Source organism: Vibrio sp. Y58_MX_L22, assembly GCF_024181865.1.
Taxonomy (GTDB): Bacteria; Pseudomonadota; Gammaproteobacteria; order Enterobacterales; family Vibrionaceae; genus Vibrio; species Vibrio alginolyticus.
In genome coordinates, this window is the sequence record NZ_JAMZAN010000008.1 from 66,367 (window position 1) to 90,873 (window position 24,507).

The 24,507-nt window shown below is 45.6% G+C and carries 26 protein-coding genes; 13 read left to right on the plus strand and 13 right to left on the minus strand.

What is annotated here, in order from left to right:
* Positions 1 to 60 precede the first annotated feature (60 nt).
* A complete protein-coding gene (gene rodA / locus NL626_RS17930) occupies positions 61 to 1,143 on the minus strand; it encodes a rod shape-determining protein RodA (RefSeq protein ID WP_065275570.1) in 1,083 nt (360 codons plus the stop codon).
* A 392-nt stretch (positions 1,144 to 1,535) separates the two neighbouring features.
* On the opposite strand from rodA, the gene NL626_RS17935 reads away from it, so the two are divergent.
* From NL626_RS17935 to NL626_RS17970, 8 genes are all read left to right on the plus strand, one after another.
* A complete protein-coding gene (locus tag NL626_RS17935; protein ID WP_253657600.1) occupies positions 1,536 to 2,204 on the plus strand; it encodes a hypothetical protein in 669 nt (222 codons plus the stop codon).
* Positions 2,205 to 2,213: 9 nt separating this feature from the next.
* Complete coding sequence (locus NL626_RS17940) at positions 2,214 to 2,912, plus strand: ABC transporter ATP-binding protein (protein WP_253657601.1); 699 nt, start codon at positions 2,214 to 2,216, stop codon at positions 2,910 to 2,912.
* Positions 2,900 to 4,168 carry an ABC transporter permease gene (locus NL626_RS17945; protein WP_213966440.1) on the plus strand — a complete coding sequence of 423 codons (1,269 nt, stop codon included), beginning with the start codon at positions 2,900 to 2,902 and terminating at the stop codon, positions 4,166 to 4,168. The genes NL626_RS17940 and NL626_RS17945 overlap by 13 nt, the downstream gene beginning before the upstream one ends.
* Positions 4,161 to 4,946: an outer membrane lipoprotein-sorting protein gene (locus NL626_RS17950; RefSeq protein WP_253657602.1), complete on the plus strand. Its 786-nt coding sequence runs from the start codon at positions 4,161 to 4,163 to the stop codon at positions 4,944 to 4,946. Before NL626_RS17945 ends, NL626_RS17950 begins: the two co-directional genes overlap by 8 nt.
* A 45-nt stretch (positions 4,947 to 4,991) precedes the next feature.
* Entirely contained in the window at positions 4,992 to 6,338 is a 1,347-nt protein-coding gene (locus NL626_RS17955; RefSeq protein ID WP_253657603.1) for a hypothetical protein, read from the plus strand.
* Positions 6,339 to 7,361 carry a sensor histidine kinase gene (locus tag NL626_RS17960; RefSeq protein ID WP_114320358.1) on the plus strand — a complete coding sequence of 341 codons (1,023 nt, stop codon included), beginning with the start codon at positions 6,339 to 6,341 and terminating at the stop codon, positions 7,359 to 7,361. It abuts the gene before it with no gap.
* 15 nt (positions 7,362 to 7,376) lie between these two features.
* Positions 7,377 to 8,168, plus strand: coding sequence for a LytTR family DNA-binding domain-containing protein (locus tag NL626_RS17965; RefSeq protein WP_213966443.1), 792 nt, complete (start codon positions 7,377 to 7,379; stop codon positions 8,166 to 8,168).
* 68 nt (positions 8,169 to 8,236) lie between these two features.
* Entirely contained in the window at positions 8,237 to 8,872 is a 636-nt protein-coding gene (locus NL626_RS17970) for a DUF2268 domain-containing putative Zn-dependent protease (RefSeq protein ID WP_213900001.1), read from the plus strand.
* A 116-nt stretch (positions 8,873 to 8,988) separates the two neighbouring features.
* On the opposite strand, the gene NL626_RS17975 is transcribed toward NL626_RS17970, so the two are convergent.
* From NL626_RS17975 to NL626_RS17990, 4 genes are all read right to left on the minus strand, one after another.
* Positions 8,989 to 9,483 (minus strand): peptidylprolyl isomerase, encoded by a 495-nt coding sequence (locus NL626_RS17975; RefSeq protein WP_020195057.1) that lies wholly within the window; start codon positions 9,481 to 9,483, stop codon positions 8,989 to 8,991.
* Positions 9,484 to 9,605: 122 nt separating this feature from the next.
* Positions 9,606 to 11,267, minus strand: a complete 1,662-nt coding sequence (locus NL626_RS17980) for a methyl-accepting chemotaxis protein (RefSeq protein WP_021707578.1) — start codon at positions 11,265 to 11,267, stop codon at positions 9,606 to 9,608.
* Between the two features lie 175 nt (positions 11,268 to 11,442).
* Positions 11,443 to 11,829, minus strand: a complete 387-nt coding sequence (locus NL626_RS17985) for a thiol-disulfide oxidoreductase DCC family protein (RefSeq protein ID WP_031780806.1) — start codon at positions 11,827 to 11,829, stop codon at positions 11,443 to 11,445.
* 24 nt (positions 11,830 to 11,853) lie between these two features.
* Positions 11,854 to 12,648, minus strand: a complete 795-nt coding sequence (locus NL626_RS17990) for a DUF4344 domain-containing metallopeptidase (protein WP_065275575.1) — start codon at positions 12,646 to 12,648, stop codon at positions 11,854 to 11,856.
* Positions 12,649 to 13,510: 862 nt separating this feature from the next.
* On the opposite strand from NL626_RS17990, the gene gltS (NL626_RS17995) reads away from it, so the two are divergent.
* Positions 13,511 to 14,746, plus strand: a complete 1,236-nt coding sequence (gene gltS / locus NL626_RS17995) for a sodium/glutamate symporter (RefSeq protein ID WP_005392050.1) — start codon at positions 13,511 to 13,513, stop codon at positions 14,744 to 14,746.
* A gap of 100 nt (positions 14,747 to 14,846) precedes the next feature.
* On the opposite strand, the gene NL626_RS18000 is transcribed toward gltS (NL626_RS17995), so the two are convergent.
* From NL626_RS18000 to NL626_RS18010, 3 genes are read right to left on the minus strand one after another with little or no spacing between them, the layout of a single operon-like run.
* A complete protein-coding gene (locus NL626_RS18000; RefSeq protein WP_054576512.1) occupies positions 14,847 to 15,677 on the minus strand; it encodes a hypothetical protein in 831 nt (276 codons plus the stop codon).
* Complete coding sequence (locus NL626_RS18005; RefSeq protein WP_213970791.1) at positions 15,677 to 16,534, minus strand: ABC transporter ATP-binding protein; 858 nt, start codon at positions 16,532 to 16,534, stop codon at positions 15,677 to 15,679. The genes NL626_RS18000 and NL626_RS18005 overlap by 1 nt, the downstream gene beginning before the upstream one ends.
* Positions 16,531 to 16,902: a GntR family transcriptional regulator gene (locus NL626_RS18010; protein ID WP_213970792.1), complete on the minus strand. Its 372-nt coding sequence runs from the start codon at positions 16,900 to 16,902 to the stop codon at positions 16,531 to 16,533. Before NL626_RS18010 ends, NL626_RS18005 begins: the two co-directional genes overlap by 4 nt.
* A 413-nt stretch (positions 16,903 to 17,315) precedes the next feature.
* Here NL626_RS18010 and gltS (NL626_RS18015) point away from each other — a divergent pair, with 413 nt between their 5' ends.
* Together gltS (NL626_RS18015) and NL626_RS18020 are read left to right on the plus strand one after the other, a co-directional pair.
* A complete protein-coding gene (gltS, locus tag NL626_RS18015) occupies positions 17,316 to 18,542 on the plus strand; it encodes a sodium/glutamate symporter (protein WP_025768732.1) in 1,227 nt (408 codons plus the stop codon).
* 154 nt (positions 18,543 to 18,696) lie between these two features.
* A complete protein-coding gene (locus NL626_RS18020) occupies positions 18,697 to 19,563 on the plus strand; it encodes a hypothetical protein (protein ID WP_005374442.1) in 867 nt (288 codons plus the stop codon).
* 90 nt (positions 19,564 to 19,653) lie between these two features.
* On the opposite strand, the gene nagB is transcribed toward NL626_RS18020, so the two are convergent.
* Positions 19,654 to 20,454 (minus strand): glucosamine-6-phosphate deaminase, encoded by an 801-nt coding sequence (nagB, locus tag NL626_RS18025; RefSeq protein ID WP_005374441.1) that lies wholly within the window; start codon positions 20,452 to 20,454, stop codon positions 19,654 to 19,656.
* A 374-nt stretch (positions 20,455 to 20,828) separates the two neighbouring features.
* On the opposite strand from nagB, the gene NL626_RS18030 reads away from it, so the two are divergent.
* A complete protein-coding gene (locus NL626_RS18030; protein ID WP_005374440.1) occupies positions 20,829 to 21,080 on the plus strand; it encodes a DUF3081 domain-containing protein in 252 nt (83 codons plus the stop codon).
* Positions 21,081 to 21,227: 147 nt separating this feature from the next.
* On the opposite strand, the gene NL626_RS18035 is transcribed toward NL626_RS18030, so the two are convergent.
* On the minus strand, positions 21,228 to 21,581 hold the full coding sequence (locus NL626_RS18035) for a DUF413 domain-containing protein (protein ID WP_005374439.1): 354 nt from the start codon (positions 21,579 to 21,581) through the stop codon (positions 21,228 to 21,230).
* Positions 21,582 to 21,730: 149 nt separating this feature from the next.
* Between NL626_RS18035 and NL626_RS18040 the strand changes: the two genes are divergently transcribed.
* Positions 21,731 to 22,624, plus strand: a complete 894-nt coding sequence (locus tag NL626_RS18040) for a LysR family transcriptional regulator (protein ID WP_005374436.1) — start codon at positions 21,731 to 21,733, stop codon at positions 22,622 to 22,624.
* Positions 22,625 to 22,705: 81 nt separating this feature from the next.
* Here the strand turns inward: NL626_RS18040 and NL626_RS18045 are convergent, their stop codons facing one another.
* The 3 genes from NL626_RS18045 to NL626_RS18055 all read right to left on the minus strand — a co-directional run bounded on the left by NL626_RS18045 (position 22,706) and on the right by NL626_RS18055 (position 24,385).
* Entirely contained in the window at positions 22,706 to 23,401 is a 696-nt protein-coding gene (locus NL626_RS18045; RefSeq protein WP_206946709.1) for a pirin family protein, read from the minus strand.
* Positions 23,402 to 23,410: 9 nt separating this feature from the next.
* Positions 23,411 to 23,854, minus strand: a complete 444-nt coding sequence (locus NL626_RS18050) for a DoxX family protein (protein WP_005374434.1) — start codon at positions 23,852 to 23,854, stop codon at positions 23,411 to 23,413.
* A gap of 327 nt (positions 23,855 to 24,181) precedes the next feature.
* Positions 24,182 to 24,385 (minus strand): hypothetical protein, encoded by a 204-nt coding sequence (locus NL626_RS18055; RefSeq protein ID WP_017633816.1) that lies wholly within the window; start codon positions 24,383 to 24,385, stop codon positions 24,182 to 24,184.
* Positions 24,386 to 24,507 lie beyond the last annotated feature (122 nt).

Below are 24,507 nucleotides of genomic sequence, written 5' to 3' on the forward strand. Positions count from 1 at the left end.
ATCGTTGTAAAAAGGCTTCCTCAGGGAAGCCTTTTTTTGATCGCTTTTTCTCAAGCAGAGCTATGCGTTACGATATTTGGAATAACACAGCGACATGATTACACCAAAACAGATACCTTGAGTTAGCATCGCCGTGCCGCCATAGCTAAAGAAGGGAAGTGGGCTACCCATTACTGGCAACAAGCCACTCACCATGCCCGTATTGATAAAAGCATACAGAAAAAAGCTCATCGCTAATGCGCCACTTACCAGCCGACTAAAAAAGTGGTCAGACTGACATGCAAGCAACATAACGCGTGCAGTAATAAACAAGTACAATGCGAGTAAGACTAAACTGCCAACAAAGCCCCATTCTTCCGCATAGGTCGAAAAAATAAAGTCCGTATGACTTTCTGGAATAAAGCCAAGTGTTCCCTGCGTTGCATTCATCCAACCTTTGCCTTTCATACCGCCTGAGCCAATCGCAATCAAAGATTGGATTATTTGGTAGCCCGACCCCAGTGGATCGGACTCAGGGTGCAAGAACTGTGTTACACGGCTCTTTTGATAGGTTTCCATAACGAAGAACCATAAAATAGGTGCTAACGTTAAAATGCTCGCAATAAACCCGCAGATTATTTTCCAGCTCATGCCAGCCAAAAACAAAACGAACAATGCATAAATGATGGTAAAAACTGCACCGTCTAAATCCGGTTGTAGCGCGATTAACCCGGCAGGAATCATTGTAATAAGTAAGCAAAACGCAATTTTCCGACTGTCAGGTCGACCTCCTTCAATATGCAGCATCCAGGCGATCATGATTGGAATGGAAAGTTTGATTAGCTCAGACGGTTGAAAGCGGAAGAAGCCGATATCGAGCCAACGTTGAGAGCCATTGGTGCTATCACCAAATAAAGCGACAGCAAGTAGCAGAGCAACCGCAATAATGTAGAGATATGGAGCTGAGCGCTGATAGCTGGACGCTGGAATCGAGGACATGACCAAGATACAAACTAATGTCAGTCCGCAGCGCGCCAAATGTTTGAAGAGCATCGCCTCATTAAAGCTACTGGCACTCCAGAGCGTGAGCGAACTTAACAGCATGATCGGAATGATCGCCATGAGTAGTGGCAAATCAACTCTTGGGAAATAACGCTTATTCATTTTCAACGACCTAATAACGCACCTATTTTGAGTGCGAAAACAACTAAAACTCGAAGAGTTCAAACTATTCCGATGCTAAGAATCTCGATTTCGAAACAACAGACACCATGCAAAGGTGTGTAAGAAAGGAGAGTGCGCACTGTCTGTTATGGGTAGTTGTGGGATGGATAAATACACTAGCCTCAGATTTTAAGCCAGTGTTTTTATTGTGACTGCCGTAAAAATGTAGCGTTACGAATGAACGGAATTGTATTTTCTGTTTAAGTGAATGTCATTCATCCTCTCTCAATACCATTCACTCCACATAACTGCCATTGGTCGCATGCAAAAGCAGCGTGCGATTTTCTCCCTTAATCTGAAACCATCAAATCACGTTCAACTAAGGACAGTACATGATGGTTTCTCAATCTCGCTCAATTAAAGCTCTTAAACTGGCAAGTACGTTTATCGCCGCATTTGCACTCAGCAGCAATTTGGCTCTGGCTAATCCAAGCGAGCGCACACTCAGTCAATTCAACCAAGCTGCGCAGGGTGACTCTGGCTTAGTTGATACCGTTTACGGCGAATTATCCAAACAACTCGAAGAGCAGGGCGCAACGCCGGTGACCTTGGTTTACTTAGGCAGTGCGGAGACGTTGCAAGGTCGTGAGGCGTTTATGCCTTGGAACAAGATGAAGTTCACCGAGCGCGGTCTTGCCACAATCCAAAAAGGTTTGGATTTAATGGCGAATCAGCCAGTACCACTGCAAGAGCAACAACGCTTACAAGGCTTACCTGAATACCAACTGGCCACTGCCATGGCAGCCACTACCTTTACCTCTCTGCCAGATATGTTCAATCACTTTGAGAGCGGCTACGAGCTGTACCTTTCATTGCTCGATGAGCCGAGTTTTAGTCAACAACCTTTCGCGGCTACTTCGTGGATTTATCGCTACGCCATTGAAGCGGCACTGCGTGCTGAAGACGTTCAACAAGCCAAAACATGGTTAGCGCAAATGGAGCAGTTGGGTGACAGCAATCTAGAAACGCAAACCGCGAAAGCGTTGCTAGCCAAGTATTAGGGAGGCGTCATGATCGTTTTTAATCAACTCAGTCGCGATTACGCCCTTGGCAGCCAAACCGTACGTGCATTGCGAGACGTGTCTGGTGAAGTATTGGTCGGCGAAATGGTGGCATTGTGCGGGCCGTCTGGTTCTGGCAAAAGCACCTTACTTAACGTGCTTGGCATGCTGGATACTCAATACCAAGGTCAGGTGACATTTGCGGGCAGCCCATACCCAACTGGGCAAATGCAGGCGGCGAAAATGCGCCGTGAAAAGCTTGGCTTTGTGTTCCAAAAATTCAACCTTGTCCCCGTGATGACGGCACTAGAGAACGTGGCGTATCCGCTACATCTCAATGGCTTTTCAAAAGTAGAACAAACCGAGCTCGCCACACAAATGTTAGAGCACGTTGGCTTAGGCGAGTTTATTCATCACATGCCCGATAACCTATCAGGCGGCCAGCAGCAGCGTGTGGCAATTGCACGCGCCTTAGTGCACAAACCGGCATTGGTGATTGCCGATGAGCCAACCGCAAGTCTTGATAGCCAAACTGCCAACAAGGTCATCGACATTATGAAAGGGCTCGGACACGAGCTTGGCACCACTTTTATCGTCGCTACACACGACCCTCGTATGGCATCTCGCTGCGATCGAACCATTGAGTTGGTGGATGGCAAAATCACCCAAACGCACGCGAGTGTGGAGGAGGTTTCATGGGCAAGCTAATTCCTGTTTCGGTTCGCCTTGCTTGGTTGAATCTGCAACGCAATCGCCGCCGCAGTTTATTGTCGATGCTGATCATCGCCATTGCGGTGTTTGCGTTAACCAGTGCGGGTGGTTTTGGTCTTTACACCTACGACAGTTTGAAAGAATCGACAGCACGTGACACGGGGCATCTGACGTTAACCACGCCGGGTTATTTCGCCAAAGAAGAAGAGATGCCGCTGAGTAACGGTTTAACTCATGCCGACGACATCACCAAGCAATTGATTGGGTTGAATGAAGTGCGAGGCGTGCAGCCACGAGTTGAATTCAGTGGTTTGATTTCCAACGGCAACAAGTCATCGATCTTTATCGGCATTGGCGTGAACGAGCGCGAATTCGATATGAAAGGGCCGTTTTTGGATGTGCGTGAAGGGCAGACGCTGTCAAACATTCATGCATCGCGTTATGACCCTGCAGAGCCAGAAGTGATGCTCGGCGTTGATTTGGCGAACAACCTAAGCGTGCACGTTGGCGATTGGATTACCTTGCTGGCGACCACTACCGATGGCGCATTGAATGCGTATGACTTCAAAGTACGTGGCATCTATTCAACAGGCGTACCAGAGCTTGATAAACGCCAGCTGTACGTGCACATCAACAGCGCGCAATCGCTGCTCGGTTCAGACAAAGTCAGTGCGTTATCTGTCTTCCTGTTCGACACCAGTTTAACTAACCAAGTCGAGCAACAAGTGGCTTCGGTTCTGAGTAAGCAAAAGCAGAACTTTGGTGATCAAGATATTGAGATTACGCCTTGGCAAGAACGCGCGTTCTTCTATCTCAAAGTGAAAGATTTGTACGACCGTATCTTCGGCATCATGGGGGCAGTAATGGCACTGGTGGTATTTGTCGCCCTGTTTAACACCATGACCATGTCGGTAACGGAACGCACCCGTGAAATTGGCACCTTGTCAGCACTTGGTAGCTACCCTCGCGAAATTATTGCTGGGTTCTTGCGCGAAGCAGGGTTACTTGCCGTGATTGGCAGCTTAATCGGTGCTTTGTTTACGGCGCTAGTCACCGTCTTACTGATGGTCGTGGATGTGCAAATGCCGCCACCGCCAGGACGCACAGAAGGTTACCCATTAACGATTTACTTCTCTTGGGAGCTGGTGGCTATAGCTGGACTCGCAGTATTGATGATTTGTTTGGTTGCGGCATTTTTCTCGGCACGCAAAGGGGTGAACAAGCCAATTACGGAGGCACTGATTTATGTTTAATTTCAAATCACTATTACCAATTTCACTGTTGATGGTAAGCAGCGTTGGATGCATGAATGCCAGTGCGAATGAAATAGCGCTAGATGCACAGCAAGTCGCGCAATTGATTGAAAAAGCCGATAGCTACCGCTTGCAAGATGATTCCTCCAAAGTGGTGTCATTAGTGCGCCTATATCAAGACCAAGAATTATATAAAACCCGTCTCTACCACGTGTACACGCGTCCAAATCGTGAATCGTTGGTGGTGTTCAAATCGGCAGTCGAAGCCGGGCAAAAGATGTTGATGATGGGCGACAACTACTGGCTGCAAATGCCAAAGAGCCGCCGTCCGATTCGCATTACGCCGATGCAAAAGCTGCTTGGGGAAGCGTCTATCGGCGACATCTCAACCCTGACGTGGAGCCAAGATTATCAAGGTGAATGGAAAGCGACAGAAACCGTTTCGGTGAACGGAGAAAGTGTCGCGGCTTATCATCTTGCTCTAACCGCGAAGACCAAAGGGGCGAGCTATCAGAAGATCGATTTGTGGTTGTCTGAGCAAGATGCGTTTCCAATCAAAGCCGATCTCTACTTGCGCTCGGGCAAACTCGCCAAGCAAGCGCAATACGGACGTGCAAGCGACAACGGTGAAGACTACGTCAGTGAGATGACCTTGCTTGATAGCATTCAGCCGAGCAAAAAGACCGTTATCGAGTACCAAGAAATCGTGCCTTGGCAACTGGATAACAAGTTCTACAACCCAAGCTATCTGCCTAAAGCCAATACGACTCAGCTTTAGCGTGAATTCCGTAAATAGAACCAAGAAAACGAGCAAGGAAGTCACATGAAACCGCACCAGCCTAACCTTAACAAAAGCACCAGTCTGTTGATTGCTGCCTCATTGTGTGTGGGCGCAGCAGCCCCAGTTTTTGCCAATGATGAGCTGAGTTTTGAGTGGGATTGGGCTGTCAGTTACGAAACTGCCAAGCAGCGTGACAGCGCATTTATGCAGGCGCAGGGCAGTTCTCGTGATTCACTTAATGCACTGTTGGATGTGCAGGTGAATTATCAGAACTTCAGTGGTTTGTTCGCTCTGTACAGCCAAGGTTTGTACCTCAATCAACAAGGAGAGAGTGAGTGGTGGAGTGAAGCTGATAACCAGTTGCTGATTCGTGAGCTGGCTTGGCTAGGGGAGTGGCAAGTCGGTGATACCACTCTTGATGTGAGCTTAGGTAAGTTGCGCGTGGATTGGGGCGTGGGTTATGGCTACCGACCTTTGGATCTGTTTAAGCCTTATCGACAAAACCCGGTTGGCTTAGTCGCAGAAGAGGGCGCGGGTGTGTTTTCACTTTCACACTACGATATGGCAGGCGAGTGGACGGTGATTGCAACGGACTCAAGCTGGGGACAACAGGACCAAAGTGCACTTGATCAAGCCGCAGAGCAACAAGGTATTGGTATTCGTCGTTATGCGCTGGTGGGTGACACTGAGTATCAACTTATTGGTTATTACGATGATGTGCGCCGAGGTTTGCTTGGAGCTAGTGCCATTGCGGTCTGGGATGAATCCATCGCCATGCACGGTTCCATGCTGTGGCAAAAGCAAAGTGTCGGCTATCAGTTTCAGCAGGGGGATCTTTACCGACCCGTTTTGGTTGAGGAGCAGGGCAGTGCATTTCAAGCCTTAATTGGATTGAACTGGGCAAACCAAGCCGGACACAACGTGATTGCTGAATATTGGTACGACAGTCGTGCATGGTCGAAAAGCGAATGGCAGCAAGCAATAGAGCGTGGCGAATTACTCTCTCAGCTCCCTGAACCTAACAACTCTCTGTTGGCTAGCAGCGCTCTACTTGCGACAAGCTACGCCCAAGGGTTTCAGCACGCCAATATCGTTCAGCATAACGTAATGCTGCACTGGAGTTGGGATTTGGAAGCGTGGGCTGCATGGAACGGTAAAGCGGATATGGGCTGGCTAAGTGATGTAACCCCTACGTTGGATGTGATGTTGGCGCCACAAGATGGTGGTGTGATTGTCACGCAGTGGCTTAACTACCAATGGATTGATACCGGCGATCAAAGTGTAGAAGTGGAAGTTGCCGCACGCTTTTTAACCGGAGACGACCAATCTGCTTACGTACAAATCAATGATAAGCATATGATTGTTTTTAACATCAAAGGGAAATTCTAAATGTGTTCAGCAAAATCAGTGGTGAAAAGTGGATGGTCGCGTAGCTTATTAGTGACCACGGCATTTTGTCTCTTTATCGCAGCAATGACGCTTTCTGTTTGGGGGGGCTCATTCTACGTTCATGTTATGGTGAGTTTTGGATTTGGCTATTCGGCTATCTTCTTCTCATGGCTTGTCGACCGCCTGTTTCCTACCATTCCTCGTTTGGCGGAAGTGGCTATCTCGCTGACGGCTTGCTTATTGTTCGGTGTGGTAAACGCCCAGTTTTGGCTCGGAGAATATTTCGGCATCTCAGGTATGCTATCGGTTGGACTCATGGGGTTGTTATTCAGTGCCATGTGCTTTTTCTATTTCTATTCACGCGAGCAACATGCAATCGCTCAACGAGAGTTGGAAGCCATCAAACGCGAGAAAGCAGAGCAAGATCGTGCGCTGTTGCTGAGTCAGCTTAAGCAGATGCAAAGCCAGATTGAACCGCATTTCTTATTCAATACCTTGGCAAATATCAGTGCGCTCATGTCGCAAGATGTTGATAAAGCTAAGCTGATGCTAGAACAGTTAACCGCGCTGCTGCGTGCAACGCTCAAAAGCTCACGTGAAGAGCAAACTACCATAGACAATGAAACGGCGTTAATTGAGGCTTACTTAGGCATTCAGCAAACCCGTTTAGGTGACCGACTCAGTTACAAAATTGAGGTAGAAGAGGGACTAGGTAGAACCGAGTTACCGCCGATGATGCTTCAACCCTTAATCGAAAACGCCATCATCCATGGTATTGAGCCGAAGCGAGAAGGCGGTGAAGTCCGTTTGCTGATTAAGCGCGAACAACAGAACTTGCTGATTGAAGTCAGAGACACAGGTGTTGGCTTAAATCACGTGAGTGGGCACATGGGGTCAGGCGTCGGTTTAAGTAATCTTAAGCAGCGAGTTGAAGCTTTGTTCGCCGGGCAAGGAGAGGTTTCTATCAGTGAGTCTGCTCAGGGTGGCGTATGTGTTCGCCTGAGCTGGCCAATGGAATCGTAATCAAGGAAGAAAGGAATGAATACAGGGTTTACTGCCATTATTGCTGATGATGAACCGCTATTGAGGCGTCATCTTGATAAAAGCCTAGCTGAAGTGTGGCCAGAGCTAGAGGTAATAGCCAAAGTTGCCGATGGTGAACAAGCGTTGCAAGTCATTGAGCAAAACCAGCCTGACATTGCGTTTCTTGATATTCGTATGCCAGTTCTGGATGGCATGACACTAGCGCAAAAACTCAATCAACTCGCCAATCCACCTTTGATTGTGTTTGTCACTGCGTACGATGATTACGCCATCAAAGCCTTTGAACAAAATGCCGCCGATTATTTGCTCAAGCCTATCTCGGATGAGCGCCTCCTGACGACGTGTGAAAGAGTGAAAGCACGCCTTGCTAAGCGAGAACAAGAAAGCAGTAATGTGCAGATGAGCAGTCTGTTAGAACAGTTGCAGCAATTATCCGCGCCACAAACGCCGCAATATCTTCAGTGGATCAAAGCGACGCAAGGGGAAGATATTCATCTGATTGCTACGTCTGATGTGTTGTATTTCAAAGCGGAAGAAAAATACGTTTCTGTATATGCCCAACAAGGACAAGGCAAAGTGCAGGAGTATTTGATTCGTACATCGTTGAAAGAGTTGATAGGGCAGCTTAACCCAGAACAGTTCTGGCAAGTGCACCGTTCAAGCGTGGTGCAAGTGTGCAAAATTAGCAAAGTAAACAAAGACTTTGCTGGCAGAATGTTTGTTCACGTTGGAGAAACTAAACTCGCTGTGAGCCGTGCATCTCAAAGTTTGTTCAAAGGGATGTAATCGCTAGAACTGCTCACTCTTTACACTGTAAACTCGCTGCTCTTAACCCACATTATCAAGGAAGATAAATGAGTTATCGCGTAACCCTGTTAAATGCGACGGGAGAACTGTCTCCAATCTCTGAGTATTTGCATCAGAAACTTGATGATCTGAGCTCACCACTTTCTAGTTACTTTGATTTAAGTAACATTGACCTCACCATTAGCCCGTTTGATCGCAATGACGTACCGCAGACGGGGATTGGTGGCTATTGCTTAAGCGCCTATCGTGTAGAGATTCTGCTTGATACTCAACGTGCTGATATTAAAAACGTTATTGAGAAAGAACTAGCTGCGGTGTTAGCGCATGAGTTGCATCACCTGTTCCGTATGCGAGCCGGAGAGAATGGCGTTGCACTTGGTGATGTGCTGATTATGGAAGGGTTAGCTTGTCACTTCGAACGTAAGGTGAATGGCGGCGTCACTCCGAGCTTGTTTGAGCAAATCAAAGATCAAGATTGGCGCCCTTTCTACGCTGAGATGAAAGATAAGTTGACCAGCCTAGATTACAACTTCGACGCTTACTTTCTTGGCAGCGATGAAAGCCGCTGGCCGAAATACATGGGGTATTGGGTTGGGTACAACCTTGTTGCTGAATATCTGGCTGACTTTCAAGGCTCTGAACTGGATTTGGTTGGAGCCAAAGCTGAGCTTTTCTATCAATAACTTCGTTATAAGCCCAACTAATCGGCCGAGTTATAAAAACAAAAAGCGCCTAGGTCATCAGACGTTAGGCGCTTTCTTCGTTTATAGCGACGATTTCTCTGCAGAGGCGAATGGGTTTATTCGCTGATCGTCACTTTCTCGATAATGATTGGATCGCATGGCACATCATCGTGACCAAGCTTAGAGGTCGTTTTTACTTTCGCGATGCGATTTACGACATCCATACCCGCGGTCACTTTACCAAACACGGCATAGCCCCAGCCTAGGTTGGTGGTTGCGGTGTGGTCTAGGAAATCATTGTCTTCCAAGTTAATGAAGAACTGTGCTGTTGCAGAGTGCGGAGCATCGGTACGCGCCATTGCGATAGTGCCAACAAGGTTCTTAAGACCACGGTTTGCTTCGTTCGCGATTGGTGCGCGCGTTGGCTTTTCTGCCATGTCTTCGGTGTGACCGCCACCTTGAATCATAAAGCCATCGATAACGCGGTGGAAAATGGTGCCGTTGTAGAAGCCATCTTCACAGTATTTTTTGAAGTTCTTTGAGCTAACTGGCGCTCGTTCTAGGTTCAGTTCAATCTCGATGTCACCGAAATTGGTGGTCATAATAATCATCTGGTTTTGCCCTTGTAGGTGCTAAGTTGGCGGCATTATAGCTAAGTCGTATGAGGATAGCAGAAATAAAAACAGCGACGTTTTGGCGTCGCTGTTTGCATGGTGAATGGGTGAGGAAAGCTTTAAACCGTAAAGCGGCCGACCAAGTCGTACAGCTCGTTAGCTTTGTGGTTAAGGTTGCCACTGCCTGCTCGGTTTTGGTTGGCAAGGTGCGCCGATTGGCTGCTTTGTTGAGAGATGACTTCGATGCGTTGTGAAATCTCTTGCCCAACTTGGCTTTGCTCTTCAGTTGCCGTTGCGATCAGGGTGTTCATGTCCATGATGTTAGCAATCGCGGCTTGGATTTCTTGCAGTGCGGCAGAGGCTGCTCGTGCTTCCTCAACGGTTGCTTCACCACGCGCTTGGCTTGAACCCATGGCTTTCACTGCTGCATCCGAGCCAGACTTCAACTGCTCAATCATTTGGTGAATTTCGCCTGTGCTGTCTTGAGTGCGACTCGCCAGTTTACGGACCTCATCGGCAACGACTGCGAAGCCGCGACCTTGTTCGCCTGCACGGGCTGCTTCAATGGCTGCGTTTAGTGCCAATAGGTTGGTTTGCTCGGCGATGTCTTGAATCACTTCTAGCGAAGAAGAGATGTTTTGTACATCGCTCTCTAAACGAGAAATCACTGTGCTGGCTTCCGATACTTCTAGAGCGAGCGCTTCGACAGAGTTTGCTGCTGAATCAACAATGTGTTTTGCTTGTTGTGAGTTTTCATCGGCGTCTCTGGCTGATTGCGCTGCTTGGTTAGCGTTGTTTGAAATCTCGTGCGCCGTTGCTGTCATCTCGGTCATTGCCGCAGCGACCTGTTCGGTTTCTTCACGTTGACCTGAAGCTAACTCATCCACTTGCGATGCACGCTGTGACATCTCGTTGGTCTCTGAAACCACTTCTTGTCCGACATGGCTAACACTCTTGATGATGCCTTGCAGGCTTTCAACGAAGATATTGAAGTTACGGCTAAGTTGGGTGAACTCCGGCACGCTCGATTCTTCCATGCGCGCGGTTAAATCTGCATCGCCTTGCGCGAAAGAGTGAATTGAAGCATCAAACTGCTCAATAGGCTTCATGATGCTGCGGTTAACAAACACGGCAAAGACTGCAACTATCGCTGTAATCGAGGCACAAAACAGGGCTATCGCAGTTAGTGTGGTGTTGAGATCTTCGTGTGCGGCTTTTTCCATGTCTGCCACAATGGCGTCGATATCGTCCGTGTAGAAACCCGTTCCTAACATCAAGTCCCATTCAGGAATAAAGACTGAGTAGCTGAGTTTCGGTAGTGCTTCACTCTGACCGAGTTTCGGGAAGTAATAAGTCGTGAACTCACCAGTTTTGGCATTTTTTAGCAAATCCTGAATCAGGTAATTGCCTTTCTTGTCCTGCAAGTTATAGAAGTTTTCCCCGATGCCTTTGGTGTTTTTACCCACCACGACGCGAACGCCTTTTGAATCATAACCAAAGATGTAGCCGGATTGACCAAACTCTAGTTGTTTCAAGATAGGCAGAGCCTCTTCCAGTGGGGCATTTTGTGCGAGTAGCGGCTCGACAGCGGAACGCGCCATTTGTACGTAACTTTTGAGTTCGGCTTTTTTCATCTCCATCATTCGACTTCGAGTTTGCTCAATCTCGTGCTCGTTGTAGGCCGTGGTTTGTACGTAGGTGAACCACATCATGCCTATTGCCATAGTTAGAATTGGAATTATTGAAAGGATATATAGTCGTTTTCTGATCGTCAGATTCATAGAGACGTCCTTCTCTCGGCGCAGCGTTACAAGTGACAAGCTGAATAAGCTTGCCTGATAAAAGTGTTAATACTTATTGTTGTAATGCTTAGAGATTAACCGAGTTACTCAATCAGAAGTACTGGAAATTTGTAAATCTAGACGAAGGTCGTAGCATTTTTAAGCGGGATCACAATTAACGTGAACACGACCCACTATTGCAACGAGAAGTCCCCGTTAACCAATATGAGACGCGATACCTATTCTTTGCGAATTTCAGGTAAAGCCAGTCAGCAACAGGTTTAACGAGGCGCCAACGCAGTGGAGCGTAGAGCCAACCGCGACCAACTAATTGCCACGCACGATGAGTCACGTCCAACCCAAGCAGAAGCTCCCCCTTTTCGTTGAGGGCGTGCAAAATGGTGTTGGCTTGTTCAGGATCGATCTGAGGATAATCTGCGAATGCATCACTATAGATATCGACGGTTTTGATTTGCTGCTTGGCATCGCGTTGTTTTAGCGCCTTCATCTCTTTGGCACAAAGCGGGCAGGTTCCGTCATAAAATATGGTGAGTTTTGTCATTGCGGTTTTCTTGTTTGAGATTTTCTAATCGCTTTTACGTGGCGAATTTTCTTTTGGTTCATTGTTTTGCAAGTAATGCAGCCAATTGTCGCGAATGTTGCCGTAATTGAATTGGCAGAACTCTTTGCGATCACGCAGGTAGTCTTTTTCTACTTCATCGAGTAAGGCTTTGTATTGCTCAGGATCACTACCGTACACCAGACATAACGTTGAAAAGTAACGCTGCAAATCAAAGCTGTGTTCGTCAATGTACTCGCCAAAATCGTAGTAGTCCGGTCTGTCGTCGGATTCGAATGCGAACATGTCGGCGGCGCTAATGGCCATATCTGCGCCATCTTCTAGGAAGTCAATCATTAAAATAGTGGCAAAATTATCGACCGCATCTTCTTCTTTTCCGAGAACAGGGATGCTTTGATCTTCGATGTAAGCATGTCCAGCTTCATGAAGTAAAGTGTGCAATAACGTATCTAGCGCCCCTGTTTTTGGGGATTTTCCGAAGCGTTCTTCATACTGATTATTGGAGAAGTAATTGAGCGACTCCAAATAAAAAGTGTAAGGAACGTATATTGTGTGTGTATCAGGGTCATACATTGGACCATCTTCTCCGCCGTAAACCAGCGTGAGAGCTTTATCAAATGGAAAGTAGGCCTGAGATAGCTCAGCAAAGATGGTGTTTACATCGCTGCTTTGAATAGATTGTTGGGCTATTTTTTCATGAGTTGTCTCTACGGGAGAATATTGAATACGAATGTTTTCAGCTGCTGTAGCTGATGAGGCTATGCTGAGTAATAGCGCAGGGCAAAGCGAATGAATGTTCATGTGGGACTCTTGTTATTGAATAACTTGTATAAAAAATTATACATGTTTTTGTCTGATGCATAGTTGGGGTTGTACTCATTAGCCAAAGTCGGGACGTCGGTCTCGAAAAGCAATCATGATAACATCGCATATTTCGGCTGCTTGGTTCTCTAGGGCGTTTATCAAGACCTCTTGGATAAGAACGGCGGTGAAGTTATTAGCTATGCATCGTATTCTAAGAAGCTTACTGAGTAACTGTGCTTCGATCTTTATCTGTGAAAATGATAATAGGCAGTTAATCATTGCAAGGTTTAACCATGGGGTTGGTGAATGTCACTGAATTGAAGAAAATTATCAGCGATATGTTATAATCCTGCTCCGTTGTGACGAAAACGTTTGTTGCAGCCTGAGAGTTTCCTTGGATTCGGCTCGTTTATACACCATGAGCCAGAGTTGAAAAGCTACGACAGGAACAGGCAAACCCAATTGTTTTGAACGCGCTCTCGGCGTTTAGCGGTTACAACGGGAAGGAACTTTGTTTGATAGTAATTGACACATTCTGTTTAAGTAAGGGAGCCCGAAGTGGTTCAGAAAGTGTCACCCAGAATTTACTCACAACACGACACCCCAAGCGATAACGCACAGGTATTGCGAGGGGCCATTTGAAGGAGCTGTATCAGCTCCTTTCACATTTAAGGGCTTGCTAACAGCGTAAAAACTGACACATCGCTTAAGGAGCGCCCCTTAAACTAGCCTAAGGCGCATCTACACCAACTTTTTGAGTATTTTCGAAACAATAAAGCGAGAAAATTTGCTATTGAACGAAGGTTAAACTAACACTCATTCATTACGGAGAATGAAGAGAACAATAATAAGAGGCGATATGAATCATTTAATATCTGTAGGTGCACTGGAGTCCTTCTTGGTCGCAATCAGTGTGCTTTTCCTGGGGCATTTTATTAATGCTAAGCTACCGATTTTAAAGAAATTCAACATACCTGAGCCGATTGTAGGTGGTCTTATTGTAGCCTGCATGATTACTGCTCTTCATTTCAACGGCATCGATTTAGAGTTCGACTTGCCATTACAAAATACGTTTATGTTAATGTTTTTTGCGACAGTTGGTTTGGCCGCAAATTACACTCAGTTGATGAAAGGAGGTGCGAAGGTTTTTATCTTCTTAGCTGTCGCATCGTTTTACATCATCATACAAAACGGCGTTGGCGTTTCACTTGCGGCGGCGCTCGGTTTAGATCCTTTGATGGGGTTAATTGCTGGCTCGATTACTCTGTCAGGTGGTCATGGTACAGGTGCTGCGTGGTCACAAACCTTTCAAGACGTGTATGGATTGGATAACGTCTTAGAAATTGCAATGGCATCAGCGACTTTTGGTTTGATCATCGGCGGTATCATTGGTAGCCCTGTAGCGCAGCGCCTCGTAGAAAAAAACAGCATTGAATCGGAGTATGGTCGTGGTGGTCGAGATGCCAAAACTCACGAAAAATTCCCTGAGTTGGTGACCTACAACGAATATGAAGAAGATAAAGTAACGGCGAAAAAAGTGGTGGAGAAACTCTTCTTCCTACTGATCTGTGTTACTGGGGCGAAGTATGTTGAGCAATGGGTTAGCACGTATGAAATCTCATGGTTGATGATTCCAGACTTTGTATATGCGCTGTTCATTGGTGTGATCATCACGAACTTCTTGGAGGTGACCAAGCTTCGTAAGTTAGATGCAGAAACCGTCGATATGCTCGGTACCGTTTCTTTGTCATTGTTCTTGGCGATGGCATTAATGAGCTTGAAGTTATGGAATATCTTTGACTTAGCGATTCCATTCTTGGTCATTTTAGCTGTGCAGTCTGTGGTCTTAGCTATCTTCACTTACTACGTTACGTTCAAAGTGATGGGAAGCAACTATGACGCTGCGGTTATTGCGGGTGGTCACTGTGGTTTTGGCTTGGGGGCAACCCCAACAGCCGTGATGAACATGGGCTCTATCGTTAACCGATTTGGCCCGTCGCCGCAGGCATTTATGGTGGTGCCAATTGTGGGGGCTTTCTTTATCGACATCGTCAACTTAATTATCTTGCAAGGCTACATTTCATTCCTTGGTTAAAGTTAAGTGGATGAGCTCCTAGAGGCGAAATAAAAACGGTCACAACACTGGTTGTGACCGTTTTTTTATGACTTGGTTTGGTCGTTTATTGAACGAAAAATTATTGGATAGTTCGGCTGAACTTGAGGCTAGCTGTCCAACCAAGAATACCAATGAAGGCGTAAATGCCGACGTTTAACCAACCCGCTTGAGGAATGGCATTGAATGGGTTTGGTGTAATAATGGCGTGCAGCGGAAGGTAAAGCACTTCGGAGAAAAACTGATCTAGTCCGTAGAAACCAAAAAGTGCGATAGGCATCCAACGCAGCGCATAAATGGCGATAAACAAAATGACCAGTGGTGAGTTCACTTTTTGTGAAATAGCCATCGCAGTTAATGCCAGCGGTAACAGCAGAATACCGGCGAACAACATTCTGATTAAAAACTCTCCCCAATGCAGCAGCACGTAACCTAACGAGGCTTGGCGGTACAATAAAGCCAATTGGTGATCAGTAGAGATGTTCAGCAACCACAACATTAAATTTGCAGCGAGTACGAGCACCGAGCAGACGAGCGGAATCACCAATAAGCCAAATCCTAGCTTCACTAAATGGGTTTTTATGTCACTGACAGGCATACTGCGCCAAAACATAATGCTGCCTTCCGCCCGTTCTTTGCGTAGCGTTCTTGGGAAGTACTGAACGGCTAACAAGATAGACAGCAGCCCTGCTCCTCCGGTAATCAACATATTGACATCATCACCAAGCTCTTTGTGAATGTCACTGACATCGCCACCAAAGCTCATTTGGAAAAACATATTGTGTTGTAGAGTGTCGTTACTCATCAAACTCACAAAGAGAATAACTCCACACGCCAACACAAACAGTGGAATACGTAAAACAAGAGGGTTTTCTAACCACTCTTTTTGCAACATCGCGACAACTGAACGCATTACTCTGCCTCCTTCTGCAATGCTAAAAATAGATCCGCTAACTTCACCCCATGGATGGAACCCATTGTTTCTGCTTGTTGGGCATACTGGGCTTTGAGTAACCATTTCGTTGAACCGAGGCCTTTTTGTGACGAGAGTGGGTTCATCGCTTCAATTTGTGTGCGGTGCTCGTCGTTGGCTTCAAGAATGAAATAGTCTTCACTGATACTGTCCATCGAGGTTTGCAGAACGGGGCGACCATGCTTAAGAATCAGAACATCTGTCAGCAAGTGCTCAATCTCTGATACTTCATGACTGGCGATGATCAACACGCGCTCGCCGTCGTGAAACCATTCCAATAAGTGACGATAAAACGTCTCGCGATACACGAGATCTAACCCGAGTGTCGGTTCATCCAATATGAGGATTTGGGTGTTGGTCGCGATCACAATCGCGAGGTGTAATTGCACCTTCATCCCTTTGGATAAAGATTTGATACGCGCACGAGGTTTGATGTCCGTTTGACGAAGCAGTGTATCTGCTTGGGCGCGATTGAACCCTGGGTGCACACCCTCGGTATAGTGAAGCAGTTGAGCAACGGTCATCCAATCTGGCAGAACGTTGACATCCGAGATGTAGGATAAGCTCTGCATTATCTTGTCGCGTTGCATAATGGGTTCAAATCCGTTGATACGAATAGTGCCCTGATATTCATGTGCACCGAGTAGGGCATTAATAAGCGTTGATTTACCTGCGCCATTATGGCCGAGTAAGCCAAGTACTTGTCCTGCATGTAGGTCGAAACTCACTTCATGCAGTGCTTCTCCTTGTTGCTGATATTGCTTGGAGACGTTGTTTACACTGACTAATGCGCTCATTGGTCACCTTTCAAGTGTGGTTTTAGTTGTTGAATGAATTCGTCGAGTGACATATCCAGACGCTGTATTGTGTCGGCTATCTGTGGAATTTGTTGCTGAAGAAAACGTGCCCTCTCGTCTGCGAGTAATTTGAGCTTTGCTCCTGAAGCGACAAACATACCTTGACCGCGTTTTTTCTCCACTAGCCCGTCATCAACAAGCAATTGATAGCCTTTCATAACGGTGAGGTGGTTAATTTTCATATCTGCAGAGATGCTACGGACGGAGGGCAGAGCATCGCCTTCTTGCCAGACACCTTGCAGTATTTGCTGCGTGATCTGGTCTGCCAACTGTCGAAATATCGGTTGGCGATCATGCCAATTAGTCATGAGTGAATCTCTTGGTTGAGATGGTGTTATATATATGTATAACACCTAGTGCATTAGAGAGAAAGTAATAATTTAAAACCTAGTGTATCCGCCTGTCTCATTCGCTCTAAATATCCACCTATGTGGTCGTTGTTTTGAGGTTTTGTTTAATATGGAAATTAAACGCTTCTCATAAGTTGAGAAGTGTTGTTTTTCTCTTCCCATCAATACATTTATCGCCTGTTCTAAATGAATATTCTCATTAAATGATAATTAGCATAATTTTAGGTCTGCCTATTTCTTACTTGATGAGAATTGATGGTCAAAGAGGCCTAGAAAACAAAAGTTTCGAGAGGCAATCTGACTGGCTTAGGCACCTATCTCACGTTGAGCGCGTGCTCAATGAATGAGAAAGAGTAGAGTAAAGAGGTCTCATGAATCAGGTAATATCTATCGGCCCACAGGAGTCGTTCCTCGTCGCAATTTGCGTGTTGTTTTTAGGGCAGTTCATCAATACCAAGTTACCAACCTTAAAAAAATTTAATATTCCAGAGCCAATTGTTGGTGGTCTAGTGGTCGCTTGCGTCATCACGACGATGCACTTAAACGGTGTGGATGTTTCCTTTGATTTACCACTGCAAAACGTCTTTATGCTGATGTTTTTTGCAACCGTTGGCTTAGCGGCAAATTACACCCAACTGATTAAAGGCGGTGCGAAGGTTTTCATCTTCCTAGTTGTGGCATCGGTCTACATTCTTATCCAAAATGCGGTCGGCGTGTCCTTAGCAACAGCGTTGGGGTTAGATCCACTCATGGGGTTGATCGCCGGATCCATTACGCTTTCTGGCGGACATGGAACTGGAGCTGCGTGGTCGCAAACTTTTCAAGAAATGTATGGTTTGCATAATGTTCTAGAGGTGGCAATGGCTTCTGCTACATTTGGCTTGGTGATGGGCGGGATTATTGGCAGCCCTGTTGCACAAAAGCTACTAAACAAACACAACTTGGAATCGGAATACGGACGCACCAATCAAAGTCATCAGAGTTTCCCTGAACTGGTGACGTACAACGAACATGAGGAAGATCGTGTCACAGCGAAAAGAGTCGTTGAAAGCTTGTCCATCATTCTACTTTGCGTGACAGGCGCGAAGTATCTGGAGAGTTGGGTAAGCAGTTTTGACATCAAGTGGTTAATGATTCCCGATTTTGTTTATGCGCTGTTTATTGGTGTTGTTATCACTAACATCATGGAAGTGACGAAGGCGCGCAAGGTTGATTTAGAAACCGTTGATATTCTTGGCACGGTTGCACTATCTCTATTTCTTGCCATGGCCTTGATGAGTTTGAAATTGTGGAATATTTTCGATCTTGCGATCCCATTCCTTATTATTCTTGCTATTCAGTCGGCAGTGTTGGCGATGTTCACTTACTACGTAACATTCCGCATGATGGGAGGCAACTACGATGCGGCGGTGATCGCTAGCGGACACTGCGGTTTTGGGTTAGGTGCTACACCGACTGCGGTCATGAATATGGGCTCCATCGTGAGTCGATATGGTCCATCACCACAAGCATTTATGGTGGTTCCAATTGTCGGTGCATTCTTCATCGACATTGTGAATTTAGTGATTTTGCAAGGATGCATCGCTTTTATTAAATAACATTCGCTTTTTTACCGAAATAACAAAGCCAGCACCTATACGCTGGCTTTGCTATTTGTAACACGAAATCTTGTTTGCCTGACTTCAAGCCGTGAAATCAATGCGTTACTATGACGACATAGTGTTCAATTTTGCAGCAGCATGAGGTACCCACATGTCTGAAAAAATATCGACGTCGGCATTAGCGAAAATGCGCAAGGTAGAAGCTAAGCTGCTGTTTGCCGATCTCAAACGTGCAGGCTACATCGTTCGCCAAGATGAAAAGTGGATTTTGACCGAAGAGGGGGCAAAGTTTGGCGGTGAGTATGTGGATCACCCTAAATTTGGCCAGTTCATCGTCTGGCCGACCAACTTACATATTGAGCTGACTCCCAGCTCAGGGAAAACATTGAGCGCGACACAACTGGGTGAAAAGCTGAAATTGAATGCGAAGCGCATGAATCAGCTTTTGAGTGAACTGGGTTGGTTGACCAAATCCGAAGAGGGATGGAGTGTCACTGAAGCTGGTGTGCGCGCTGGTGGACAGCAAAGAACCGATAAAGAAACACAAAATACCTTTGTCGTATGGCACGATGTGGTGCTGCGTAACAAGCGTCTTAAGCAGTCTGTCATTGAGTTTTTAGGGCAAGACGCGGAGTCACATTCTACGGATAAATCGTACTCAAGCTTTCGCCAAAAATTTGAAGCCAAGCACCGAACATTAGATGGGCATTACGTGCGCTCTAAGGGGGAGTTGCTCATCGACAACTGGCTGTACTTGGCTGGTGTTGTGCACGCTTATGAGCGTCAGTTGCCGATTGACCAAGATGTCACTAGCGATTTTTACTTGCCAGGTGGCAAAGTCTATTTGCAATTTTGGGGAAGTGACGATGGGGAGATGGCTCAGGCCGACCGTGAGACCATTCGTACTGTTTATGAGCAGCATCATTTCAATCTTATCGAAGTCGAACCGAGTGAACTAGACAAGTTGGATGAAGTGCTTCCTAAGCGTCTTCGTCAGTTTGGTATTAAAGCTTATTGACGACTTAAGCCCGCTGTTCAGATAAGAAAAAACCCGTGTTCAACACGGGTTTTGTATTTTTAGTGTGTTTCTAGGCTGCCATCCTATGGGTTAAAAGCCTTTGATGTTTTCTGCTTCTAGCTCAGAGAAGTACTTCACTGTCTTCACTTTCAGTTCTTGTTGAGCTGGTTCGTCGCATACGATCACCGCTTTAGGGTGAAGTTGAAGAGCAGAAACTGTCCATAGGTGGTTTACACAACCTTCCACGGCTGCTTCAAGTGCCTGAGCTTTGTTATGGCCAGTGACCAAGATCATCACTTCTTCTGAGTCTAGAAGCGTACCAACACCGATAGTCAGCGCGTATTTAGGCACTTGGTTGATATCGCCGTCAAAGAAGCGAGAGTTCGCAATGCGAGTGTCTTCAGTGAGGGTCTTGATGCGAGTACGAGAAGAAAGAGATGACGCTGGCTCGTTGAACGCGATGTGACCGTCGTTACCCACGCCGCCCATGAACAGGTTGATCTTGCCGTAAGACTTAATTTTGTCTTCGTAACGCTTACATTCTGCGTCGTGATCGTCTGTGTTACCGTTCAGTAGGTTGATATTTTCTTCTTGAATATCAATGTGATTAAAGAAGTTGTTGTACATGAACGAGCGGTAAGATTCTGGGTGATCCGCAGGGATGCCAATGTACTCATCCATGTTAAAAGTCACGACGTTTTTGAAGCTCACTTCGCCGGCTTGGTAAAGCTCGATTAAGGCTTTGTAGGTTGCTAGAGGAGTGCCACCAGTTGGTAGACCCAGAACGAATGGACGCTCAGCAGTAGGTTTAAAGTCGTTGATACGCTTAGCGATATGCGCAGCTGCCCACTTACCTACTTGTGCTGCTCGAGTTAACGGGATAAGTCTCATTTTGTGCCCCTAGTTATTGGAATTGACGATGTACTGAAACATTAATTCGCATTATAAAATAAGTAATGGCGAACTGCTATTGTTTTAGGTCAAAATTTTGCTTTTTCTTTAACCAATGTTGGTTTTGTCGACGATTTTTATATCTAAATGCTTTTATAAGACGATTTTTTACAAAGAAATTGCATTATGAAACTGACGAATCAATAGATAAAATTTATGATCTAAATTAAGTTCTGCCTTCGCACTTAACCTTGTTTTTTAACAACCTACAGAGTGCGAAATCGCACACGAACTTCAAATATTATGGGTTAGATATGGCATGGCGCTCATTCTTTAACCATAATTGAAATGTGTAAACCAGTGAGGAATTCGGTATGAAAAATGAGTTAGATCCGAGCAAAGTACTACAGGCTTACGAATGTGTGATGAACAACGGTACGCCAACCGAATTTGGTAAAATGTATGAAGGTGTAGAAGCGTTTTCTGACTACGATGGGTACAACGTTTTCTTGAGAGGAAATGGTGTTGAGCTAAAAATTGGCTTCCACAACACCTATCACTTGGAATATGACCAAGAGCATTTGAAAGAGAGCTTTCTGAAAAAGATTGCGACGCTCGCCAAGTAAACGGTCATCACCCAAATATTAAAAAAGCCCTTGGGAGAATGCCCCCTTGGGCTTTAGGAGAAGAAATGAGCTTGTCTTGCTCGCTCAGTAAAGTCAAACGAGCTTTCGCCTACTGCTAGAAAAAGGCTAGAACTAGGTTATTGGTTATTAATCGTCTTCAACCAAACTCTCTTCAATGTATTCTTCTGTGGCGTCAGGCTTGTTACGACCATTTAGCGTATGGAAGCGCTTGCGACCACGAGCAAGTTGGGTGTACTTTAGCCACGTACGCTCAAGTTTTGTTTTTGCTTTGCCCGGGTTTTCTAACACCTTGATGAAGTGTTTCTCTTCGCTGTTTTCAGGTGTTAATTCGCCTGACTCTAAGCCAAGCATTGTATCCCCATAAATTGTTAGGATTTCCTCTTCTGAAAGAGTAAAATCGCCAGACTTTGCAAAGCCGCGTGGGAATTTTACGTTATCGTAAAAACGTTTTTTGCCATGACGGAATTCAGTGTCAGACATGTCAACAGCCTCTGTAACCGTTATTGATGAATGTAGTGAACTTACGGCGAAAATTAGGCTTAAATCTAACAAAAGAAAAACAAAACTTTTTTGTCGTCATGATTTTAATTAGTTGTTAATCTGGTTTTATATTAACCAGGAGATGGTTTATGGATGTAAAAGTCTTTCGAACATTTTTAGAGCTGGCAAGAGTTCGTCACTTTGGACGTGCTGCTGAGAACCTTTATATTACCCAAGCCGCTGTGAGCGCACGTATCAAACAATTGGAAAGTTACTTCGATACGCAATTGTTTATTCGTGATCGAAATAACATAAAGTTGACCTCTGCAGGTGAGCGCTTAATCAGCTATGCCGAGGTAATGGTCACTACATTGCAACAAGCGAAGCTAGAATTATCGCTTGAAGATGGCAAAGCGCTGCAACTAACGTTAGGTGGCACGCCAAACATTTGGGACGCTTATTTACAGAATTGTTTAAGTGTCGTCACAGATTCGTTTGGTGGTTATGGCTTCATGGCAGAAGTGATGGGACGTGAGATGCTCAGTCGTAGCTTGCTAGAGCGCACGTTAGATATGGCATTTGCGTTCGATCAGATCAAAGCTGATGAGCTTAACTGTAAAAAAGTGGCAGATGTTGTTCTCGTTCTGGTATCAACTGAGAAAGATTCTTTAGACACCGTTTTCGAAAACAAATATGTGTACGTTGACTGGGGGACGCGTTTCTCCTCAGAGCATTCTGAGCGTCACCCTAAGATTCCGGCTCCATATTTACGCACTTCAACAGCGCGTATCGCATTGGACTTTATTTTAGAGAAGGGTGGAGCCGCGTACTTACCAATCTCTCTCGTGGAGCCATTTATCGCTAATGGGCAGCTTCACAAGGTGTCTGGAGTAGAAGATTGGTGTCGCCCTATCTATTTGAGCTATCGTAAAGCTAGCTCGTCTGTAGACGCGATTAAGCAAGTGGAAGAAATTGTCAAAGAGATCGATCCACTGACCGCTTACAGTTTTCAGCAAATTGGTTCTGGCACTTCCGACGAATAGCGTTGAATGAAAAGTCAGAAAAACGAAAAAGCCGCCTTGAGAAATCAAGGCGGCTTTGTTTTTATCTCGATGAATCGATAGTTATGGTAAGTCAAACAACAGGGCTGTTGTGCTTTCGTTTGATGTATTGCGCAAAACAACCTTACTCTGGTGTTCAACCTTCGCGCCGTCGCCAGCCGTCAAAGTGGTATTGTCGACACTAAGGCTGCCTGTCACTTGATGGATGAATAGCTTTCGGCCCGACTCAATCTCAAAGTTTAGTTCGCTACTTGGCTCAAGAATTAACTGATGCAAAGTCGCATCTTGCTTAATAAGTAGCGTGCCGTTTTCTCCAGTTGGAGTTGCGATAGTCGTTAACCCAGGATTGCGCCCAAAATCTTTTTGCTGATAACCTGGTTTGGTTCCAAATGTGTTCGGTTGAATCCAAATCTGTAGAAACCGCAGCGTATCTTGGTTCGATGCATTGTACTCACTGTGGTAAATCCCTTTCCCTGCCGACATGAGTTGGAATTCACCTGCAGGTAGTGTTTTGACGTTACCTTCACTGTCTTTGTGTGCGATAACACCTTCCAACACATAGCTGATGATCTCCATATCACGGTGGCCATGTGTATCAAAACCCGCGCCAGGCTTGACTACATCGTCATTAATGACTCTCAGCTCAGAAAAGCCCATATGTTGAGGATCGTAGTAGCTACCAAAAGAAAACGTATGTTTGCTATCAAGCCAGCCAAAGTTTGCTCGACCTCGGTCTGCTGCATGTCTTACCGTAATCATAAGGCCTCCTTAAGAGAGCTTTTTGTTTAAAAAGTTATCTAACGCTGCTTTACCTGCGCCAGAGAACGCCAGAGAAACGCTTGCTGCCAGTAATGCTAAGCCAAACTCGTAACCGTTGTTTGCCATGAATAGGCCATTTTCAAAGTGGACAGAGAATATCGCTACCACCATCGTGAACGCCAAAGCAACCGCTGCTGGTCGAGTTAGCAGACCAAGTAAAATGAACAAGCCGCCAAAGAACTCTGCGCTGCCCGCAAGTAACGCCATGAGCACGCCAGGACCTAAACCGATAGATGCCATCCACTGACCTGTGCCTTCTAGCCCGTAGCCACCAAACCAGCCAAATAGTTTTTGTGCGCCGTGCGCCATAAAGATAATGCCGATTGGAACGCGAAGTGATAGTGCGCTGTAACCTGCGTTTGATGTGGTAATTTTCTGTAATAGTGCTTTCATGATTCTGTCCTCTGACTCTTTTCAATGAGTGGGAAGCGTGTGCTCCCGTGCTGTTGAGAACAGTTTAGGTAGAGGCGAACATAAAAATAACGGGAGGATTTTGATAAACTCGTTCTAAAAAATTGAATGATTGGTTTTTATTTATAAAAATCAATGCCTTGATTTTTATATTTGGGTGTTTATTTGCCGATTATTGTCTGTTTTAAATCAAGGTCTGTCATTATTTTCGATAAACATTTTTGCTGTTAAACAAAAAAAAAGAGCACATGTACTGTGCTCTATTGCTTTCGCTTTTAACAAGGGAGAAAGGTGTGTTAAAGAAAACCGTCAGAGGTTCATTAAGCTCTCTAATGACTCCTCTACATTGTTGTAGTGATAAGTTCGAATATTACGTCCATCCGTCGCATTAATCTGAATTTCTGAGATCTCGTTATCTGAGTCTCGTTCGATAATTCCAATAGAATGATCTACGGATTTACTGGTAATAACCTTTTGGTTTCTTAATACAATTACGCAAGTATGTAAGTCCATGCCAATTCCCTTTAGCCGACGTTGTTGTGATGTTCTGGATCTAACTTTAGTGTACAAAAGCGCTAATGCCAATAAATCTCAATATTGAGTTCCGAAAATGGCTAATTGTGGGCGCTTAAGCA

Bases quoted from the DNA above. Each gene is read 5' to 3' on its own strand.
- NL626_RS18005 (WP_213970791.1), bottom strand. From the start codon at position 16,534: ATGAGCGCATTAGTCAGTGTAAACAACGTCTCCAAGCAATATCAGCAA.
- nagB (WP_005374441.1), bottom strand. From the start codon at position 20,454: ATGAGACTTATCCCGTTAACTCGAGCAGCACAAGTAGGTAAGTGGGCA.
- NL626_RS18010 (WP_213970792.1), bottom strand. From the start codon at position 16,902: ATGACTAATTGGCATGATCGCCAACCGATATTTCGACAGTTGGCAGAC.
- NL626_RS18055 (WP_017633816.1), bottom strand. From the start codon at position 24,385: ATGGACTTACATACTTGCGTAATTGTATTAAGAAACCAAAAGGTTATT.
- NL626_RS18000 (WP_054576512.1), bottom strand. From the start codon at position 15,677: ATGCGTTCAGTTGTCGCGATGTTGCAAAAAGAGTGGTTAGAAAACCCT.
- NL626_RS17960 (WP_114320358.1), top strand. From the start codon at position 6,339: ATGTGTTCAGCAAAATCAGTGGTGAAAAGTGGATGGTCGCGTAGCTTA.
- NL626_RS17945 (WP_213966440.1), top strand. From the start codon at position 2,900: ATGGGCAAGCTAATTCCTGTTTCGGTTCGCCTTGCTTGGTTGAATCTG.
- NL626_RS17985 (WP_031780806.1), bottom strand. From the start codon at position 11,829: ATGACAAAACTCACCATATTTTATGACGGAACCTGCCCGCTTTGTGCC.
- NL626_RS18035 (WP_005374439.1), bottom strand. From the start codon at position 21,581: ATGTCTGACACTGAATTCCGTCATGGCAAAAAACGTTTTTACGATAAC.
- NL626_RS18045 (WP_206946709.1), bottom strand. From the start codon at position 23,401: ATGATTACGGTAAGACATGCAGCAGACCGAGGTCGAGCAAACTTTGGC.
- NL626_RS17970 (WP_213900001.1), top strand. From the start codon at position 8,237: ATGAGTTATCGCGTAACCCTGTTAAATGCGACGGGAGAACTGTCTCCA.
- NL626_RS17955 (WP_253657603.1), top strand. From the start codon at position 4,992: ATGAAACCGCACCAGCCTAACCTTAACAAAAGCACCAGTCTGTTGATT.
- rodA (WP_065275570.1), bottom strand. From the start codon at position 1,143: ATGAATAAGCGTTATTTCCCAAGAGTTGATTTGCCACTACTCATGGCG.
- gltS (WP_005392050.1), top strand. From the start codon at position 13,511: ATGAATCATTTAATATCTGTAGGTGCACTGGAGTCCTTCTTGGTCGCA.
- NL626_RS18030 (WP_005374440.1), top strand. From the start codon at position 20,829: ATGAAAAATGAGTTAGATCCGAGCAAAGTACTACAGGCTTACGAATGT.
- NL626_RS17965 (WP_213966443.1), top strand. From the start codon at position 7,377: ATGAATACAGGGTTTACTGCCATTATTGCTGATGATGAACCGCTATTG.
- NL626_RS18040 (WP_005374436.1), top strand. From the start codon at position 21,731: ATGGATGTAAAAGTCTTTCGAACATTTTTAGAGCTGGCAAGAGTTCGT.
- NL626_RS17990 (WP_065275575.1), bottom strand. From the start codon at position 12,648: ATGAACATTCATTCGCTTTGCCCTGCGCTATTACTCAGCATAGCCTCA.
- NL626_RS17980 (WP_021707578.1), bottom strand. From the start codon at position 11,267: ATGAATCTGACGATCAGAAAACGACTATATATCCTTTCAATAATTCCA.
- NL626_RS18020 (WP_005374442.1), top strand. From the start codon at position 18,697: ATGTCTGAAAAAATATCGACGTCGGCATTAGCGAAAATGCGCAAGGTA.
- gltS (WP_025768732.1), top strand. From the start codon at position 17,316: ATGAATCAGGTAATATCTATCGGCCCACAGGAGTCGTTCCTCGTCGCA.
- NL626_RS18050 (WP_005374434.1), bottom strand. From the start codon at position 23,854: ATGAAAGCACTATTACAGAAAATTACCACATCAAACGCAGGTTACAGC.
- NL626_RS17940 (WP_253657601.1), top strand. From the start codon at position 2,214: ATGATCGTTTTTAATCAACTCAGTCGCGATTACGCCCTTGGCAGCCAA.
- NL626_RS17975 (WP_020195057.1), bottom strand. From the start codon at position 9,483: ATGATTATTATGACCACCAATTTCGGTGACATCGAGATTGAACTGAAC.
- NL626_RS17935 (WP_253657600.1), top strand. From the start codon at position 1,536: ATGATGGTTTCTCAATCTCGCTCAATTAAAGCTCTTAAACTGGCAAGT.
- NL626_RS17950 (WP_253657602.1), top strand. From the start codon at position 4,161: ATGTTTAATTTCAAATCACTATTACCAATTTCACTGTTGATGGTAAGC.